General features: G+C 63.1%; 12 protein-coding genes. 2 read left to right on the plus strand and 10 right to left on the minus strand.

Annotation, left to right across the window (positions count from 1 at the left end):
* Positions 1–27: 27 nt before the first annotated feature.
* The 10 genes from HU737_RS10105 to peaA form a co-directional block, all read right to left on the minus strand.
* Positions 28–1,356 (minus strand): MFS transporter, encoded by a 1,329-nt coding sequence (locus HU737_RS10105; protein WP_186554379.1) that lies wholly within the window; start codon positions 1,354–1,356, stop codon positions 28–30.
* A gap of 54 nt (positions 1,357–1,410) precedes the next feature.
* Positions 1,411–2,172 carry a 1,6-dihydroxycyclohexa-2,4-diene-1-carboxylate dehydrogenase gene (locus tag HU737_RS10110; protein ID WP_186554378.1) on the minus strand — a complete coding sequence of 254 codons (762 nt, stop codon included), beginning with the start codon at positions 2,170–2,172 and terminating at the stop codon, positions 1,411–1,413.
* Between the two features lie 190 nt (positions 2,173–2,362).
* Positions 2,363–3,373, minus strand: a complete 1,011-nt coding sequence (gene benC, locus HU737_RS10115; RefSeq protein WP_186554377.1) for a benzoate 1,2-dioxygenase electron transfer component BenC — start codon at positions 3,371–3,373, stop codon at positions 2,363–2,365.
* Between the two features lie 73 nt (positions 3,374–3,446).
* Complete coding sequence (gene benB, locus HU737_RS10120; RefSeq protein WP_186554376.1) at positions 3,447–3,935, minus strand: benzoate 1,2-dioxygenase small subunit; 489 nt, start codon at positions 3,933–3,935, stop codon at positions 3,447–3,449.
* Positions 3,932–5,290: a benzoate 1,2-dioxygenase large subunit gene (benA, locus tag HU737_RS10125; protein ID WP_186554375.1), complete on the minus strand. Its 1,359-nt coding sequence runs from the start codon at positions 5,288–5,290 to the stop codon at positions 3,932–3,934. Before benA ends, benB begins: the two co-directional genes overlap by 4 nt.
* Before the next feature lie 649 nt (positions 5,291–5,939).
* Positions 5,940–7,622, minus strand: a complete 1,683-nt coding sequence (locus tag HU737_RS10130) for a fatty acid CoA ligase family protein (RefSeq protein ID WP_186554374.1) — start codon at positions 7,620–7,622, stop codon at positions 5,940–5,942.
* Between the two features lie 132 nt (positions 7,623–7,754).
* Positions 7,755–8,879, minus strand: a complete 1,125-nt coding sequence (gene peaD / locus HU737_RS10135) for a quinohemoprotein amine dehydrogenase subunit beta (RefSeq protein ID WP_186554373.1) — start codon at positions 8,877–8,879, stop codon at positions 7,755–7,757.
* Between the two features lie 32 nt (positions 8,880–8,911).
* Positions 8,912–9,235, minus strand: coding sequence for a quinohemoprotein amine dehydrogenase subunit gamma (qhpC, locus tag HU737_RS10140; RefSeq protein WP_186554372.1), 324 nt, complete (start codon positions 9,233–9,235; stop codon positions 8,912–8,914).
* Position 9,236: 1 nt separating this feature from the next.
* Positions 9,237–10,667 carry a quinohemoprotein amine dehydrogenase maturation protein gene (peaB, locus tag HU737_RS10145; RefSeq protein ID WP_186554371.1) on the minus strand — a complete coding sequence of 477 codons (1,431 nt, stop codon included), beginning with the start codon at positions 10,665–10,667 and terminating at the stop codon, positions 9,237–9,239.
* A 46-nt stretch (positions 10,668–10,713) separates the two neighbouring features.
* Positions 10,714–12,279 (minus strand): quinohemoprotein amine dehydrogenase subunit alpha, encoded by a 1,566-nt coding sequence (peaA, locus tag HU737_RS10150; protein ID WP_225915602.1) that lies wholly within the window; start codon positions 12,277–12,279, stop codon positions 10,714–10,716.
* A gap of 622 nt (positions 12,280–12,901) precedes the next feature.
* Between peaA and HU737_RS10155 the strand changes: the two genes are divergently transcribed.
* Entirely contained in the window at positions 12,902–14,395 is a 1,494-nt protein-coding gene (locus HU737_RS10155) for an aldehyde dehydrogenase family protein (protein WP_186554369.1), read from the plus strand.
* A gap of 129 nt (positions 14,396–14,524) precedes the next feature.
* On the plus strand, positions 14,525–15,844 hold the full coding sequence (locus HU737_RS10160; RefSeq protein ID WP_225915603.1) for an alginate export family protein: 1,320 nt from the start codon (positions 14,525–14,527) through the stop codon (positions 15,842–15,844).
* Positions 15,845–15,847: the final 3 nt, after the last annotated feature.

Consider the following 15,847-nt stretch of genomic DNA (forward strand, 5'->3'; position numbering starts at 1 on the left):
GGCCTCCAGTTGGCTAAAGTCACAGGGTCACGCCTGGGCCGCCGTGGCCAGGCCGTGGCGCCGGCTGCTGGCCAGGTGCACGGCCATGGCCAGCGCGGCAATCGCGCCGGGGATGGCAAAGGCGATGAAATTAAGTTGCAGCGGCAGGTTGATGCCCATCAGCGCACCGCCCAGCAGCGGGCCGACGATGGCGCCATTGCGGCCAATGCCCGAGGCCCAGCCAAGGCCGGTGGAACGCACCGACAGGCCGTACAATTGCGCAGCGCCGGCATACAGCAGAATTTGCGTGCCGATGGTGGTGGCGCCGGCGATGAAGATCAGCAGGTACAGCACCGGCATCGGGCTGTTGACCCCTAGCAGGCTGATCGACACGGCCGCCGCGATGAAGAACGCGACCTTGACCTTGACCAGGTTGTAACGATCGCCCAGCCAGCCGCCGAGAATCGCCCCAGCCATGCCGCCAAAGTTCAACGCCAGCAGGAACGACAGGCTCGAACCCAGGCTGTAGCCGGCGTTGGCCATCAATTTCGGCAACCAGGAGCTGAGCGCATAGACCATCAGCAAGCAGCAGAAGAACGCCAGCCACAGGGCCAGGGTGCGTACCGCCAGGCCGTCGCGAAACAGCTCCAGCACCGAGGCGCCCTTGCCTTTGCGATCGTTGGCCTGCAATTGATCATCTGCCTGCACCTCACACTCTGGGTCCAGGCGTTTGAGCAGCGTGCGCGCCTCTTCGGTGCGGCCCTGACGAACCAGAAAACCAATCGACTCGGGCAGGTAGTAGAGAATCAGCGGCAACAGCAGCAAGGGCAGCGCAGCGGCGAAGAACATCGACTCCCAGCCAAACCGCGGCAGCAAGAAGATCCCTACCCCGGCCGAGAGCATGCCGCCCAGCGAATAGCCGCTGAACATGATCGCCACCAGGGTGCTGCGCAGGCGTTTGGGCGCGTATTCATTCATCAGCGCCACGGCATTGGGCATCAAGCCGCCGCAGCCAAGCCCGGCGATAAAGCGGTAGATGCCGAACTCGCTTGGGCTGCTGGCAAAACCATTGACAATGGTCGCGCCGGAAAACAAGGCGAAACAGATGGCGATGCCCTTCTTGCGTCCGATGCGGTCGGCCAGGCTGCCGAAGACCAAGGCGCCGAACATCATGCCGAACAGCGCATAGCTGCCCAGCGCACCGGCTTGCAGGGGCGTCAGGCCCCACTCCTTCATGATCACCGGCAGTACCACGCCGTAGATGAACAGGTCATAGCCGTCGAAGATCAGCAGCAGGCCGCACCAGGCCATGACCATCCAGTGAAACGGCGTGAAGCGGGCATTATCGATGATCGGGTGGACGTCAATAGTTCGCATGGCATCTGTCTCTGTTGTTTTTGTTGTGTGAGGTGAACCTTGCCGGGCAGGCAATCAGCCGAGATCGCCGCCCCCCACCGGCAGGGTTACGCCGGTGATATAGGAGGCTTCATCGGAGGCGAGGAAGAGGATCGCGCTGACCTGCTCATCGATGCTGCCGTAGCGTTTCATCAGGCTGCTGTCGAGGGTCTGGGTGACGATCTGCTGGTACCAGGTCTTGTCTTGCTCGCTCTGCTCGGCGTCATTGCGCGGCACCCGGCGCGGCGGGGCCTCGGTGCCGCCGGGCGCGGTGGCGTTGACCCGGATGCCCCGGCCTGCGGTCTCGAAGGCCAGGCATGCGGTGAGGGCGTTGACGCCACCCTTGGCCGCGCCATACGGCACGCGATTGACTCCCCGGGTGGCAATCGATGACACGTTGACGATGGCGCCGCTGTTGCGTTCGAGCATGTACGGCAGCGCGGCGTGGCAGCACCACAGGGTGGGGAACAGCGAGCGGCGGACCTCGGCCTCGATCTGCTCGACCTCATAGTGTTCGAACGGCTTGGCCCAAATGGTGCCGCCGACGTTGTTGACCAGGATGTCGAGGCGGCCGAAGGTCTCGACCGCCTGGGCCATGACCCGGGCGCACTCGCTGTGTTGTTCAAGGTCGGCGGTGAGGGTCAGCATGCCCTCCCCGGCCAACTCATGGACCCATTCCGAACGGTCCACTGCAATGACCTGCGCGCCCTCGGCCTTGAGCCGCCAGCACACGCCACGGCCGATGCCTTGGGCGGCGCCGGTGACCAGGGCGACCTTGCCTTGGAATCTAGCGTTCATCGTTGCCTCCTTGTTGGTGCGGTCGCGGCAGCGGGCTTGCCCGGCGATTGGATCTGCCAGGCCATCGCCGGCGCATGTCCGTTCGCTATCGCCGGGCAAGCCCGCTGCCACGCCATCACCCACTGTGTGCTTCAGGTAATAAAAAAGAGGCCGCCAGCACCCGCACGATGCGGGCGGCCCCAACAAAGGTTCAGGCTGCTGCTGCGAACTTCTCGTAGTAGAAGTTGGCCGGGGTAATGCCCTGCTCGCGGATGTACTGGCTGACCGCCTCGACCATCGGCGGTGGGCCGCACAGGTACACGTCCACATCACCTCGGTTGAGGTGGCCCGGTTCGATGTGCTGGGTCACGTAGCCCTTGTGTGGATACTGGCTGTCCGGGTTGGCCACACAGGCGCTGAAGGTGAAGTTGGGGATGCGCGCAGCAAACGCCTGCAAGCGGTCCAACTCGACCAGGTCGAAGTCGTTGGTCACGCCGTAGATCAGGTGCAGCGGGTGCTCGCTGCCGGCCTCGGCGATCTTCTCCAGCATCGCCGTGAACGGCGCCAGGCCCGTGCCGCCGGCCAGCAGCAACAGTGGCCGGTGGATCGCGCGCAGGTAAAAGCTGCCCAACGGGCCGGCCAGGGTCATGCTGTCGCCGGTCTTGGCAAGGCTGGTGAGAAAACTGCTCATCAGCCCGCCCGGCACGTTGCGAATCAGGAAGCTGACCTCGCCATCCTTGGGCAATGAGCTGAATGAATAGGCGCGGCTCTGCTCGCTACCCGGCACCTTCAGATTGACGTATTGCCCCGGCAGAAACGCCAGGCTGCTCAGCGACTCGCCCTTGATCGACAAGGCGATGGTGCTTTCGGACAACTGCCGCACATCGCTGATGGCCGCCTCGAAACTGGCCTGCTCGGTCTTGCACAGCTGCGAGGAAGCCGGGATGCGCACGACGCAATCGGACTCGGCGCGCATCTGGCAGGTGAGCACGTAACCCTGGGCGATTTCTTCCTCGCTCAAGGCATCCTCGATGAAGTTGTCACCCAGGTCATAGCGGCCGGACTCAGCTTGACACTTACAGGTGCCGCAGGCGCCGTCGCGGCAGTCCAGCGGGATGTTGATGCCTTGGCGGTAGGCGGCATCGGCAACGGTTTCCTGGCCATCGGCCTGGATGAAACGGGTAACCCCGTCTTCGAAATTCAGTGCGATCTGGAAGCTCATGGTGCACCTCGCAGGCGAGCCTGGCCGCGGCGCGCCAGAGGGCGCCCCGAACGGCACTCGCCAAGACCTGAAGTCAGATGTGGTAGATGTCGATGACCTGGCGAACGTAGTCGTTCTTCAGCACCACTTTCTTGGCCAGAATCTGCGGCTGCTCGCCGCGCAGATCGAGGGTGTAGAAGCTGCTGCCAAAGTAGCTGTCGGTGGTCTTGTAGCGAAAACTCAAGGTGTGCCAGTTGAAGCGCACCAGGCACTGCTCTTCGCTGCGTTCGACGATCTCGATATTGCTGATGTTGTGGGAGGTGCGTGTGTCCGGCACGGTGGCGCTGGAGCGCTCGGTCTTGATACGGAACACGCGGTCTTCCAGGCCACCGCGATTGCCGTACCAGATCAGCGAGATCTCGCTCTGCGGATCCTCGGTGAGCTGGTCGTTGTCGTCCCAGGATGGCATCCAGAAGGTCGCGTCGGCGGCGTACAGCTCCAGCCACTGATCCCACTGGGCATCATCCAGGTAGCGCGCCTCGCGGTAGAGAAAATCGCGCACGCTGTCATAGAGATCGCTCATCGCACGGCCTCCACGGGAATCAGCTGTGGTTCCTGCTCAAGGGCCTTGAGCATGGTTTCTTGCCAGTACTTGTGCTGCAGCACGAACAGCCCTTCATCCTCGGTGCGCACCCCCGACAGCAGCGGTTGCAGCTGGATTTCCTGAGCCGCCTCGTCGGCGCCCTCGACCCAGTGCATGGCACCGCGGGACATGTCGTTCCAGCCGGTGCCGCCGCCGTAGCCGGTCTGGCACGAGCGGAACTCTTCCAGGTCATCCGGGGTGGCCATGCCACTGACGTTGAAGAAGTCTTCGTACTGGCGGATACGCTTGGCCCGGGCCTCGCGGCTCTCGCCCTTGGGGGCGATGCAGTAGATGGTGATCTCGGTCTTGTTCACCGAAATCGGCCGGGCGATGCGGATCTGCGAGCTGAACTGGTCCATCAGATAGACGTTGGGGTACAGGCACAGGTTGCGCGAATTCTCGATCATCCAGTCGGCGCGGGCCTGGCCGAAGTCCGCCGCCAGTTGCTCGCGGCGCTCATAGGCCGGGCGATCTTCAGGGTTGGCCCAGCGGGTCCAGAGCAGCAGATGGCCGTGGTCGAACGAGTAGAAGCCCCCGCCCTGCTTGGCCCAGGCGCCGGCGCTCATGGTCTTGATCTCGTCACCGCTTTCGCGTTGTTTGCGCTGGCTCTGGGTGGCGGCATAGTTCCAGTGCACGGAGCTGACGTGGTAGCCATCGGCGCCGTTCTCGGCGGTGAGCTTCCAGTTGCCCTCGTAGATGTAGGAGCTGGAGCCGCGCAGCACTTCCAGACCTTCTGGCGACTGGTCGACGATCATGTCGATGATCTTGGCCGACTCGCCCAGGTGCTCGACCAGCGGCTTGACCTCGGCATTGAGGCTGCCGAACAAGAAGCCACGATAGGACTCGAAGCGCGCGACCTTGGTCAGGTCGTGGGAGCCGTCGCAGTTGAAGCTGTCGGGGTAGCCGGCGTTGCTTGGGTCTTTGACCTTGAGCAGTTTGCCGCTGTTGTTGAAGGTCCAGCCATGGAATGGGCAGGTGTAGCTGGACCGGTTGCCGCGCTTGTGCCGGCAGAGCATGGCGCCACGGTGGCTGCAGGCGTTGAGGAAGGCATTGAGTTCGCCGTCCTTGTTGCGTGCAATGAAGATCGGCTGACGGCCCATGGTCAGGGACAGGAAGTCATTTTTTTCGGGGATCTGGCTTTCGTGGGCCAGGTAGATCCAGTTGCCTTCGAAGATGTGTTTCATCTCCAGGTCAAATAGGCGCGGGTCGGTGAACATCTCCCGCTTGCAGCGGTAGACGCCCGATTCCCGGTCGTCCTCGAGCATGGCATTGAGGTAGTCGAATCCCAGGGACATGGCCAGGGTCTCCAATTGTTATTGTTTCAGGCCAGGTCAGGTTATGTGGCGGGGGTGTTACGCAATATCCGCTTCGTGCAGAGTGTTATCCGTTTTGTGCAGGCAGATTGGGTTTATCCATGGGTGATGGCGGCGCCTGAGCTGGCGTTATCTGTCGATAGTGACAGGTGTGGTGGATAGTCGGACGCCATCGCGGGGCAAGCCCGCTCCCACGAGTCACGTGGGAGCGGGCTTGCCCCGCGATGAGGCCGGAACAAACAACACAAAAGAACAATTCAAGCTTTGGCTTTGGCGAGAGCGCAGCGATTCGCCTGCTCTTGATCTTCGTGCGCATAATTGCAGGCGCCGCAGATTCGCGACTTCAGGAGGCTGAGCAGAGGTGCCTGGAGGGCCAGGTGCGCCAGCATCCTTCGGCGCAGCCGAAGGCGCGAGATGTAGATTTGCGCAGCAAATCGTAGGCCGCGCGGGCCCGGAAGGCGCCGGCGCGAAGGGACCCGAAGCGCAGCGTAGGGCCGTATGTAGGAGCGAGCGGTTTTGCTTACTTTTCCCAAGAGAAAAGTAAGCCGCCGTAAAGGCGGAAGGGGCCAGTAAAGTCACCCCATTAAATGGATAAGCCCCAGCCCAAATGCCCAAGCTCCCAAGCTCCCATTTACCCAGACTTACCCCCAACCAACCCCTCGATACTAATCTCACGCATCCTGAACTTCTGCACCTTCCCCGTCACCGTCATCGGAAACTCATCCACAAAGCGGAAATACCGCGGCACCTTGAAATGCGCAATCCGCGCCCTAGCCCACTCCCGCAGCGCGTCCTCACCCACCGAATGCCCAGGATGCAAACGCACCCAGGCGACAATCTCCTCGCCATAGCGGCTACAAGGAATACCAATCACCTGCACATCAGCCACCGCCGGATGAGTGAAGAAAAACTCCTCCAGCTCCCGCGGATAGATGTTCTCGCCGCCGCGAATGATCATGTCCTTGCTTCGCCCGACGATCCGCACGTAGCCAGCCTCATCCATCACCGCCAGATCGCCAGTGTGCATCCAGCCATCGCCATCGATGCTCTCGGCAGTGGCCTTGGGGTTGTTCCAGTACCCCAGCATCACGCTATAGCCACGGGTACACAGCTCGCCAATTTCCCCACACGCAACGGTATTGCCCTGGGCATCGATGATCTTGCTCTCCAGCTGCGGCTGAGTGCGCCCCACGCTGGTCACGCGGCGCTCCAGGTCATCATCGGCGCCCGTTTGCAACGACACCGGGCTGGTCTCGGTCATGCCATAGGCAATCTGCACCTGGGCCATGTGCATTTCGTCGATCACCCGGCGCATCAACTCGATCGGGCAGGTAGCGCCAGCCATGATCCCGGTCCGCAAGCTGGACAAGTCGAACTCGCTACGCTGTGGGTGATCCAGCTCGGCGATGAACATGGTCGGCACGCCATACAGCGCTGTGGCTTTCTCCTCGGCCACAGCACGCAAAGTGGCCAGGGGGTCGAAGGCATCACTGGGGTAGATCAGGGTGCTGGCGTGGGTCATGCAACCGAGGTTGGCCATGACCATGCCAAAGCAGTGGTACAGCGGCACCGGCACGACCATGCGGTCGTGCTCGGTCAAGCCCAGGCTCTCACCCACCATGTACCCGTTGTTGAGGATGTTGTGATGGCTGAGCGTGGCGCCTTTAGGGAAGCCGGTAGTACCTGAGGTGTACTGGATGTTGATCGGGTCGCTGGGGCGCAGTTGCGCTTGGCGCGCGGCCAGGGTCTCAGGGCTGGTGTCGACAGCCTTGGCCTGCAGATCAGGCCAGGCGAGAAACCCGCCCGGCGGATGGGCGGCCAGGCTGACCACACCCCGCAGTTCGGGCAGGCGTTCGCAGCTCAGTTCACCGGGCAGGCCTTTGCCCAGGCCCGGGACCAGGCTGAGCAGCATGGCGTGATAATCAGAGGTCTTGAACGCATCGGCGCAGATCACCCAGCGACAGCCCGATTGGCTCAGGGCGTAGTCCAGCTCGCTGCTGCGATAGGCCGGGTTGATGTTGACCAGGATCGCGCCAACCTTGGCACTGGCGAACTGGGTGATACACCATTCGGCGCAATTAGGCGCCCAGATGCCCAACCGATCGCCCACTTGCACGCCCAAGGCAATCAGCGCGCGGGCGTGTTGATCGACCGCTGCGGCCAATTGGCGCCAGGTGTAGCGCAGGCCTTGATGACGCACCACCAGCGCCTCGCGCTCAGGGAAGCGGGCCACGGTGCTGTCGAAGGCGTCGCCGATGCACTGGCTGAGCAGCGGTTTGTCTTGTTGGCCTTGGGTATAGCTGGGCTGGGTCATGGTGATCTCTTGTTATTTTTAGGGTGTCGGTGCGGGCCTTATCGCGGGGCAAGCCCGCTCCCACGTAGCCAAGATACCAGCCGCGTGGGAGCGGGCTTGCCCCGCGCTGGGGAAGGCGCAAACAACCCACAACTACCTGACGAACACCTGCGGCGTGGTGGTCGACATGTCGCCACCCGGCAGCTTGATGTTGCCGACTTTCTCCAGCGTATCGGGATCGAACACTGCCAGATCGTTGAATGTCCCGCCCAGGTACAGCTTGCTGCCGCTGCGGTTGAACGCCACACAGTAATAAGTGTGGTCCAGATTCGCCGCCTTGATCAGCTTGCGCTCCTTGATGTCGTAGCGCGCCAGCCGATTGAGCACGCCATACATCTGGTTGGGATCTTTCGGCGAACGCAGTCCAGTGAAGTACAGCTCGGTCAGGTCGGCAAATTCCTGGGTGTGGGTCTTGCCGGTCTTGAGGTCCACGCTCAGGTAGCCATACAACAAATCGGCGGTGGCGGGGTCTTGCTTGTCGTCCTTGAACTTGGCGATGGTGTAGAGCATCGAGAACTCGTGCCGTGCGCTCTGGTGCGGCCAGAAGTACAGCACGTCCGGGGCGCTGTAGCCGGGGCGGTTCCAGTTACGTAGCGGCAACGCCACCTCGTACTTGCCATTGCTGACATCCAGCTTGTAGATGTCGGGGCCGGCGACGAACAGGCTGCCATCGTCGGCGGCGCGCATCAGGTACACCTGGCGCGGCATGGGGAAGCTGCGGACCGGCTTGGCGTTGAGGCCGTCGGCGGTATTGAACACTTCCAGGCGCGGCGGTTTGACCACGTAATGATCGTTCAGTCGCTGGCTTGGGTTGACCGTGGCATAGACCTCCTTGCCGTCCGGGCTGATGGCGAACGAGTACATGGCCTTGCCGATTTCGCCAGGGACGCTGGACAAGTTGGCGTGGAAAACGGTGTTGCAGCTGTCCAGGTCAATGCCGTAGATATCGGCAAAGTGGTTGTTCAGCACATAGGCGGTGCGGTTGTCCGGCGCCATCATCGCGGTGCCCGGGCCGAACGCGTCCGGCATGCGGCACGACTTGAATACGCTGTCGTTGGCCACATCCACCACGTGCAGGTTGTTCGGATAGTTGGTGACGATCATGTACTCGTGGCCAGGCGTCAGCGCAGCGCCGGCTTCAGCGGCCTGCGCCGAAGTCCAAGCGCCGGCACAGGCGGCGACGGTGAGCGCGAGCTGCGCGCAGAATCCAGGTTTCATGCGGTTTCCCCTTGTCGTTCTTGTCGGGCCGGTCACTTGTCTTTCGGGAATACGGTGCCAAGGTTGCGCCAGTCGTCCTGCGAGTTGCTCGCCTGGGCGTTCCAGTCCTGGTAGGTGCTCATCATGTCCGGCACCTGGGCCGGCCACCAGCAAGGGTCGGAGCAGCCATACAAGTCGGCTTCCATCGGCTGGCATAGCGAGCTGACGCCGCCAAAGGCGTCGACCTCCCACCCCGGGTCGGTGGTCGCGGTGCAACCGGCTACCGCGCTCATGGCCATGACTTCTTCGACCCGGTCCTCGGCGGCGGCTTGTTCAAGGATGCGCGCCTTGTTGTTCATTGCCTTCAAGTGCTTCATATCAATGTGCCTTGCGCGGAGTGATGTAGCGATCGATGAAAGCCGGGTTGACGGCCATGATGCGGCTGTAGACTTCGATGCCAAAGTCGACCCAGTCGCGCATCAGTTCGCAGTAGTGATAGGTCGGATGGGTCGGGTCGCCGTAGCGTGCGTAGCTCTCGTGGTAGCAGCCGCCCGAGCACAGGTTACGGATCCGGCAGTCGTCGCAGCCGGTGTTGCTGCGGTCCAGGCGCTGGGACAGGAAATCGTTAAGCTGCGCCTGTTTGACGCCCTGATGGACATTGCCGAAGGTCGGCAGGCTGGAGCCGGTGAAGCGGTGGCAGAGGTTCAACTCTCCCTGGTGATCGACCGCCAGCATCTTCAGCCCGGCGCCACACGGCAGCGCCTTCTTGTGGCCTTCATGGATGTCGGTGATCAGCTGGTGCAGGTTGGAAAAGCCAATACTGCGGTGTTCCAGGGCAGCCTCAAGATAGCGCCGACCGAGCGCTTTCATGTTGGCGAACACCTGCACCAGTTCCTCGCCAGTCAGGTTGAAGTCGGCCATGTCGCCAGAGGTGACCGGGGCAAAGCCCACCTCGGCAAAGCCCATCTCGTTGAACAGGTGATTCCAGATGGTCTCGACGTCGGTGATGCCCCGGGTCAGCGTCACCCGCGCGCCGACCGGGCGGCTGGTGTAGCGCGAGAGCAGCATGTCGGCTTTGCGCCGCACCACGTCATAGGTGCCCTGCCCGCCAACGGTGATGCGATTGCGGTCGTGCACGGTCTTCGGCCCGTCGATGCTGATCGACAAGCCGAAGCGGTGGGCGTTGAGCCAGTCGACGATCTCTTCGGTGAGCAGCGTGGCATTGGTGGTCATGATGAACTCCACCTCTTTGCCAGCCTCGGCGAAACGCTGCTCGCAGTAGGCGACCATGTGCTCGATCAGAGGCCGATTGGACAGCGGCTCGCCGCCGAAGAACACCACGCTGTAGCGGGTTTCATCGGGTGACTCCTTGAGCAGCATTTCCACCGAGGCCTCGGCGGTGGCAGTGCTCATTTTCTTGCCCGCCGAAGGCTTGTCCAAGTCTTCCTTGTAGCAATAGGTGCAGCTCAGGTTACAGCCGGTGTTGACGTTCAGTACCACAGTGTTCAGCGCGGTGCGCTCGACCCGCTTGAGGGCGATTTCCGGGGTGAGCGGCGAGCCATCGCTGACCACTTCCAGGGCGATCAGCTCGCGCAGGGTGTCTTCGATGTCCTGGCCGCTGAATTGCAGGCTCAGGCGCTGCACCAGTTCTTCAGCCGAGCAGCCTTGTTGACGCAAGCTGTCGATGATCCCGCCGGTGACTGCATCGGTGCTGAACAGCGAACTGCTGGGGATGTGAAAGAGCATGCGGTCGGCATCGACCTGCACTTCGTGCAAGTTGCGTTCGACCAGATTCAATTGTGCGCCCATGGCGACCTCCAGTAATCGATCCGTTAGTGACGCGCGTTGCTCGCCCTTATGGCAAAGGCGGGTTGTTCCAACGCTGCACGGTGACGATCAGGTGGCCTTCGCCCTGCTGGCCGCCGTCTTCGAGCTGGGCGATGACCTTCAGGTTGCCGGCGTTGTTGGTCATCATCTTGCGCTCAGGGTTGGGCCCGGCACCGGCCGGCATGAACACACCGTCGGGCTGCATGGCACCGGCGAACTTGACGTCCTCGTCCTCGATTGCCCGCTCGTTGAACGGCTCGACCTTCCACTTCGCCGGCAGGTAGCCGATGCGCAGTGGCTGGCCACTGGCGTCCTTGCCCCAGGCTTCAGCTTCGAAGCGGCCCTGAACCTTGGGCGTGGAGCCGCCATTTTCGCCAATCCGGGCGATGGAGAATGCCGGCACCACCTTGACCTGCTCGACCTTGTCGTAGACCGCCAGGGTCACACCTTTGAGCGCGCCAACGGCGACCTCGCGGGTGCCTGCCGCGGCGTCCTTGGCGGCGCGCGCCTTGACCCGGACCAGGGTTGCGCTCGACTCGAGCACCTCGCTCACCTCGACCCCAGCGCCGAGGTCCGGCTTGCCACTCAGGCCGCTGCCGACCAGGGTGATCTCGCTTTCAGCGCCGGCCTTGATGAACGCCGGCTGCACCGCCAGCAGGCGTGCCTTGCCCTCCTTCACCGCAGTGAAGTCCAGGCCACGCTCATCATGCTCGGCTTCGTACATGCGGCCCTTCATCTCACCATCGAGCGCGGCGAACACCTGGCGCAAGTTGGCCTCGCCGATCTTGACGTTGCCGCGCCACTCGTAGCCGTTGTAGAGAATTGCCGTACCGCTGCCGTTGAACGGCGTGCCGTCGGCATAGCTGCCCTTGACCTCGACCTTGAAAGTGTCCCCCCCGCCTGCACTAACGCTCATTACCCCGCGCACATCGCCCTTGGCCAGCATGTGCCCGCCAAACGCCCATTGCCCGGCCAACGCATCAGCCTTGGGCTTGGCCTGCTGCCACTGGCTCCAGGCTGGGTTGTCGAGGGGGAAGCGCTTGGCCAGGTCCGGCACCATTTGCTTGAGGGCGATGTCCAGCCAGTCGCGGTCACGCGCCTGGGCCTGGTACTCCAGGGACGGCCATTGGCCGAGGTGGAAGTTGACCAGATGTTCCCACTCCTGCGCCGGACGGCGCTGCAAGGCGACCCGGGCGCCGGAGTGGCATCGACCGCACATCTGGCTGAGCGGGTCATCGAACTGCTCGACCGTATTGAGCCGGCGCTCCATGGCGTAACGCACGCCTTCGGTTTCGCTAGGCGCCAGGCCCTGTTTGTCGGCCAGGTACTTGACCAGGGTGCGGCGGTCATCATCGCTGATCTGCAGGCCATGCATGACCTGCATGCGGCCGATGCTCATCAACCAGCCTTCCGGGGTCTTGCGCTGGTGGCTGATGCGGCTGTAGGCGTCATTGCCTTCGGGGATGTGACACCCCATGCACTTGGTTTGCAACAGGCTCGGGCCCTGCTCGGCCGCCATGGCCTGGGTGCCCAGCAGTGCGGCGGCGACCAGCGCCAGTTTGCCCGCATGCCGCCGGAGTCGAGTCGTCTTCAAGGTCAGACCTCCACGGTGTCGTTTCTTATCGTTTTTGTGCACGCCTGGGTACTGCAGGTGCATGTGACAGTTGCAATACAGGAAGTGTGCCAGCCTTGCCAAAGCTGTTTGATTTCAACTGCTTGGCTAGTTCGGCTGGACGATTGCCGCGGGTAGCCGGCGGGTCGGAACGTCCCATTTCGCGACTGAGTGTTTCACCTTGAGACAGCCCGCTGATGAATCCACAGTAAAACCCTGTAGGAGATCACACAGCCCTTGCGGGTGTCGCGCAGGGAACAGAGTTCCAGCGTGGGAGCGGGCTTGCCCCGCGATCACCGGCAAAGCCGGTGCCAAACGCCGCATCGCGGGGCAAGCCCGCTCCCACGCTGCCGCAGTCAACTCAAAGAATTCTTTTTGTTCCATGAGCGCTGGCGCAGCAGTTGAACCAGGCCACCGGCAAGAAGTCGACGTGCTGTTTCACCCCCGTCTCACGCCGTCTCAATGTGCAACAGCGCGCCCCTGCAATGGCAGCGGTGCGCCAGGACAAACATCAGGTGGTTCAATGGCTTAGGTCGATCTACAGCCCTTGGCACGGCCATTGCGCAAGCGCCTCTGACCATTCAATGACAAGAGGCACAGCCCCATGCTTTGTGATCTGCCCATCCTCCCCGCCACCCGCGCCTTTCTCGAACGCAAGCTGAAGATGCGCATTGGCGCCGACTGGCAAGACGCCGCCAGCGGCCGCACCATGACGTTCCGCAACCCGGCCACCGGCGAAGTCCTGGGCGAGGTGCCCTCGGCCGACCCGCAAGACGTCGACCGCGCCGTCGCCGCCGCGCGCCGTGCCTTCGATGATTCGCCGTGGAGCCGGGTACGCCCACGTGAGCGGCAGAACCTGCTGTGGCGCCTGGCCGATTTGATGGAGCGCGACGCGCAAATCCTCGCCGAGCTCGAATGCCTGAACAACGGCAAGAGCGCGGCAGTGGCCAAGGTCATGGATGTGCAATTGGCCATCGACTTCTTGCGCTACATGGCCGGTTGGGCGACCAAGCTTGAAGGCAGCACGGTCGAGCCATCGATGCCATTGATGCCGGACGAGCAGTTCCATGGCTTCGTGCGGCGCGAGGCGGTGGGTGTGGTCGGTGCGATCGTGGCCTGGAACTTCCCCCTGCTGCTGGCCTGCTGGAAGCTCGGCCCTGCCCTGGCGACAGGCTGCACCCTGGTGCTCAAGCCGGCTGACGAAACCCCGCTGACCGCGCTGAAACTCGCTGAACTGGTCGATGAAGCAGGCTATCCAGCGGGCGTGCTCAACGTCGTCACGGGCACCGGTTTGAATGCCGGCGCCGCGCTGAGCAGCCACCCTGGGGTGGACAAGCTGACGTTCACCGGCTCGACCGAGATCGGCAAGCTGATCGGCAAGGCGGCGATGGACAACATGACCCGGGTGACCCTGGAGTTGGGCGGCAAGTCGCCAACCATCGTCATGCCCGATGCCAACCTGCAGGAAGCTGCAGCGGGTGCGGCCATGGCGATCTTCTTCAACCAGGGCCAGGTGTGCTGCGCCGGCTCACGCCTGTATGTGCACCGCAAGCACTTCGACAATGTGGTGGCCGATATCGCCGGCATTGCCAACGGCATGAAGCTGGGCAGTGGCCTGGATCCGGCGGTGCAAATGGGCCCGTTGATCTCGGCCAAGCAGCAGGATCGGGTCACTGGCTACATCGACCTTGGCCGTGAACTGGGCGCCACCATCGCCTGCGGCGGCGAAGGTTTCGGCCCGGGCTACTTCGTCAAGCCGACCGTGATCGTCGATGTCGACCAGCGTCATCGCCTGGTGCAAGAGGAGATCTTCGGCCCAGTGCTGGTGGCCATGCCGTTCGATGACATCGATGACGTCGTGCGTATGGCCAACGACAACCCGTATGGCCTGGGCGCCAGTATCTGGTCCAACGACCTGGGCGCGGTGCACCGGATGATCCCGCGAATCAAGTCAGGCTCGGTCTGGGTCAACTGCCACAGTGCGCTGGATCCGGCGCTGCCGTTTGGTGGCTACAAGATGTCGGGCGTCGGCCGGGAGATGGGCGCGGCGGCGATCGAGCATTACACCGAGCTCAAGTCGGTGCTGATCAAGCTTTGAGTGTTCTTTGATCAGTTCCGGCCTCATCGCGGGGCAAGCCGCAGCGTGGTGATGCCCGTGGGAGCGGGCTTGCCCCGCGATGAGGCCGGAACAAGAAATACACCAACACAATAATAAGGAACATCCAAGATGCCCCGTATCCCCCGCCTGGCAATCACCGCCCTCACCGCCCTCGCCCTGCACACCGCCCACGCCCATGAACTGTACAACCAGGACGGCACAGTACTGAACGCCGACCTCGAAGCCCTGTTCGGCGTGTTCCACAGCGACGAAAGCTTCAACCAGGCCGGCAACCGCCAACCCGGCAGCAGCGCCTGGCGCGAGGGCTACATCAAGTACGGCCTCAGCGCCAGCCAGGCCCTGGCCGGCAGCGGTAGCCTGTACGGCGCCTTCAGCCTGGTCAGCTCGGCGACCTGGGGCGACGGCGATGCGGCCGGCCTGACCTTGGGCGATGAGCGCCGCACCGCCATCGAAGACGCCTACCTCGGCTGGCGCTCAGGCAGCCTCTTCCCAGCCCTGGGCGAAGACGGCGTGGATATTTCCGCTGGCCGCCAATTGGTGACCCTAGGCGACGGCTTCCTGATCCAGGGCGACCCGGTCAACCTCGGCAAGGTCGATTTGGGCGCCAATTTCAACCGCGGCGGCGCCTACTACCTGGCCGCGCGCAAGGCCTTCGACCGCACTGCGGTGCTGCGCATTGGCGGCAGCCAGGGCTGGCGTGGCGACCTGATGTGGCTCAAGTCCGACAACCATTACCAGGCCGACACCTCGCTGGCGGTGAGCAACCTTGAGCATGTCTCCGATGCAGGCACCGTCGGGCTGAGCTGGATTCGCGGGTTGGATGTCGACCAGCGCTACGCGCAGATTATGGGCCTGGAGCACCGCGATGGCATGGACACCGTGAGCCTGCGCGGGCGCGGCAGCCTCGGGGTCAAGGATCTGCAGCTAGCCGCCGAGTACGTCACCCAGGACCGCAGCGGCGGGCGCGAAGACGCCTGGTACCTGGAGGGCAACTGGACCTTCTCCGCGCTGCCCTGGTCGCCGACCGCCACCTACCGCTACAGCCGCTTCTCGCAAGACTTCGACCCGCTGTTCTATGGCCTGAGCCGTGGCTACGGCACCTGGTTCCAGGGCGAGGTGGCGGCCAACTATGCCGGGCCGTTCAACAGCAACAGCCAGGTGCACCACTTGGGCTTGAAGGCCAAGCCACGCGACAACCTGAGCGTCGGCGCGCTGTATTTCGACTTCGATACGCTCGATACCGACCAGGGCAACCTGGGCGGGCGCGAGCTGGATCTGTATGTCGAGTGGATGGTCACCGAGCACATCCTGATCAGCCCGTTGGTGGGCTACTACACGCCTGAGCGCAGCGCCGACAACGGCGGCGTGCAGATGGGCAGCCGTGATGGCGGCACCTATCTGCAACTGCTGGTCGGGACGTTCTTCTAGGAC

The organism is Pseudomonas urmiensis, from assembly GCF_014268815.2.
GTDB classification, from domain to species: Bacteria; Pseudomonadota; Gammaproteobacteria; order Pseudomonadales; family Pseudomonadaceae; genus Aquipseudomonas; species Aquipseudomonas urmiensis.

Bases quoted from the DNA above. Each gene is read 5' to 3' on its own strand.
- HU737_RS10105 (WP_186554379.1), bottom strand. From the start codon at position 1,356: ATGCGAACTATTGACGTCCACCCGATCATCGATAATGCCCGCTTCACG.
- HU737_RS10110 (WP_186554378.1), bottom strand. From the start codon at position 2,172: ATGAACGCTAGATTCCAAGGCAAGGTCGCCCTGGTCACCGGCGCCGCC.
- benC (WP_186554377.1), bottom strand. From the start codon at position 3,373: ATGAGCTTCCAGATCGCACTGAATTTCGAAGACGGGGTTACCCGTTTC.
- benB (WP_186554376.1), bottom strand. From the start codon at position 3,935: ATGAGCGATCTCTATGACAGCGTGCGCGATTTTCTCTACCGCGAGGCG.
- benA (WP_186554375.1), bottom strand. From the start codon at position 5,290: ATGTCCCTGGGATTCGACTACCTCAATGCCATGCTCGAGGACGACCGG.
- HU737_RS10130 (WP_186554374.1), bottom strand. From the start codon at position 7,622: ATGACCCAGCCCAGCTATACCCAAGGCCAACAAGACAAACCGCTGCTC.
- peaD (WP_186554373.1), bottom strand. From the start codon at position 8,879: ATGAAACCTGGATTCTGCGCGCAGCTCGCGCTCACCGTCGCCGCCTGT.
- qhpC (WP_186554372.1), bottom strand. From the start codon at position 9,235: ATGAAGCACTTGAAGGCAATGAACAACAAGGCGCGCATCCTTGAACAA.
- peaB (WP_186554371.1), bottom strand. From the start codon at position 10,667: ATGGGCGCACAATTGAATCTGGTCGAACGCAACTTGCACGAAGTGCAG.
- HU737_RS10155 (WP_186554369.1), top strand. From the start codon at position 12,902: ATGCTTTGTGATCTGCCCATCCTCCCCGCCACCCGCGCCTTTCTCGAA.
- HU737_RS10160 (WP_225915603.1), top strand. From the start codon at position 14,525: ATGCCCCGTATCCCCCGCCTGGCAATCACCGCCCTCACCGCCCTCGCC.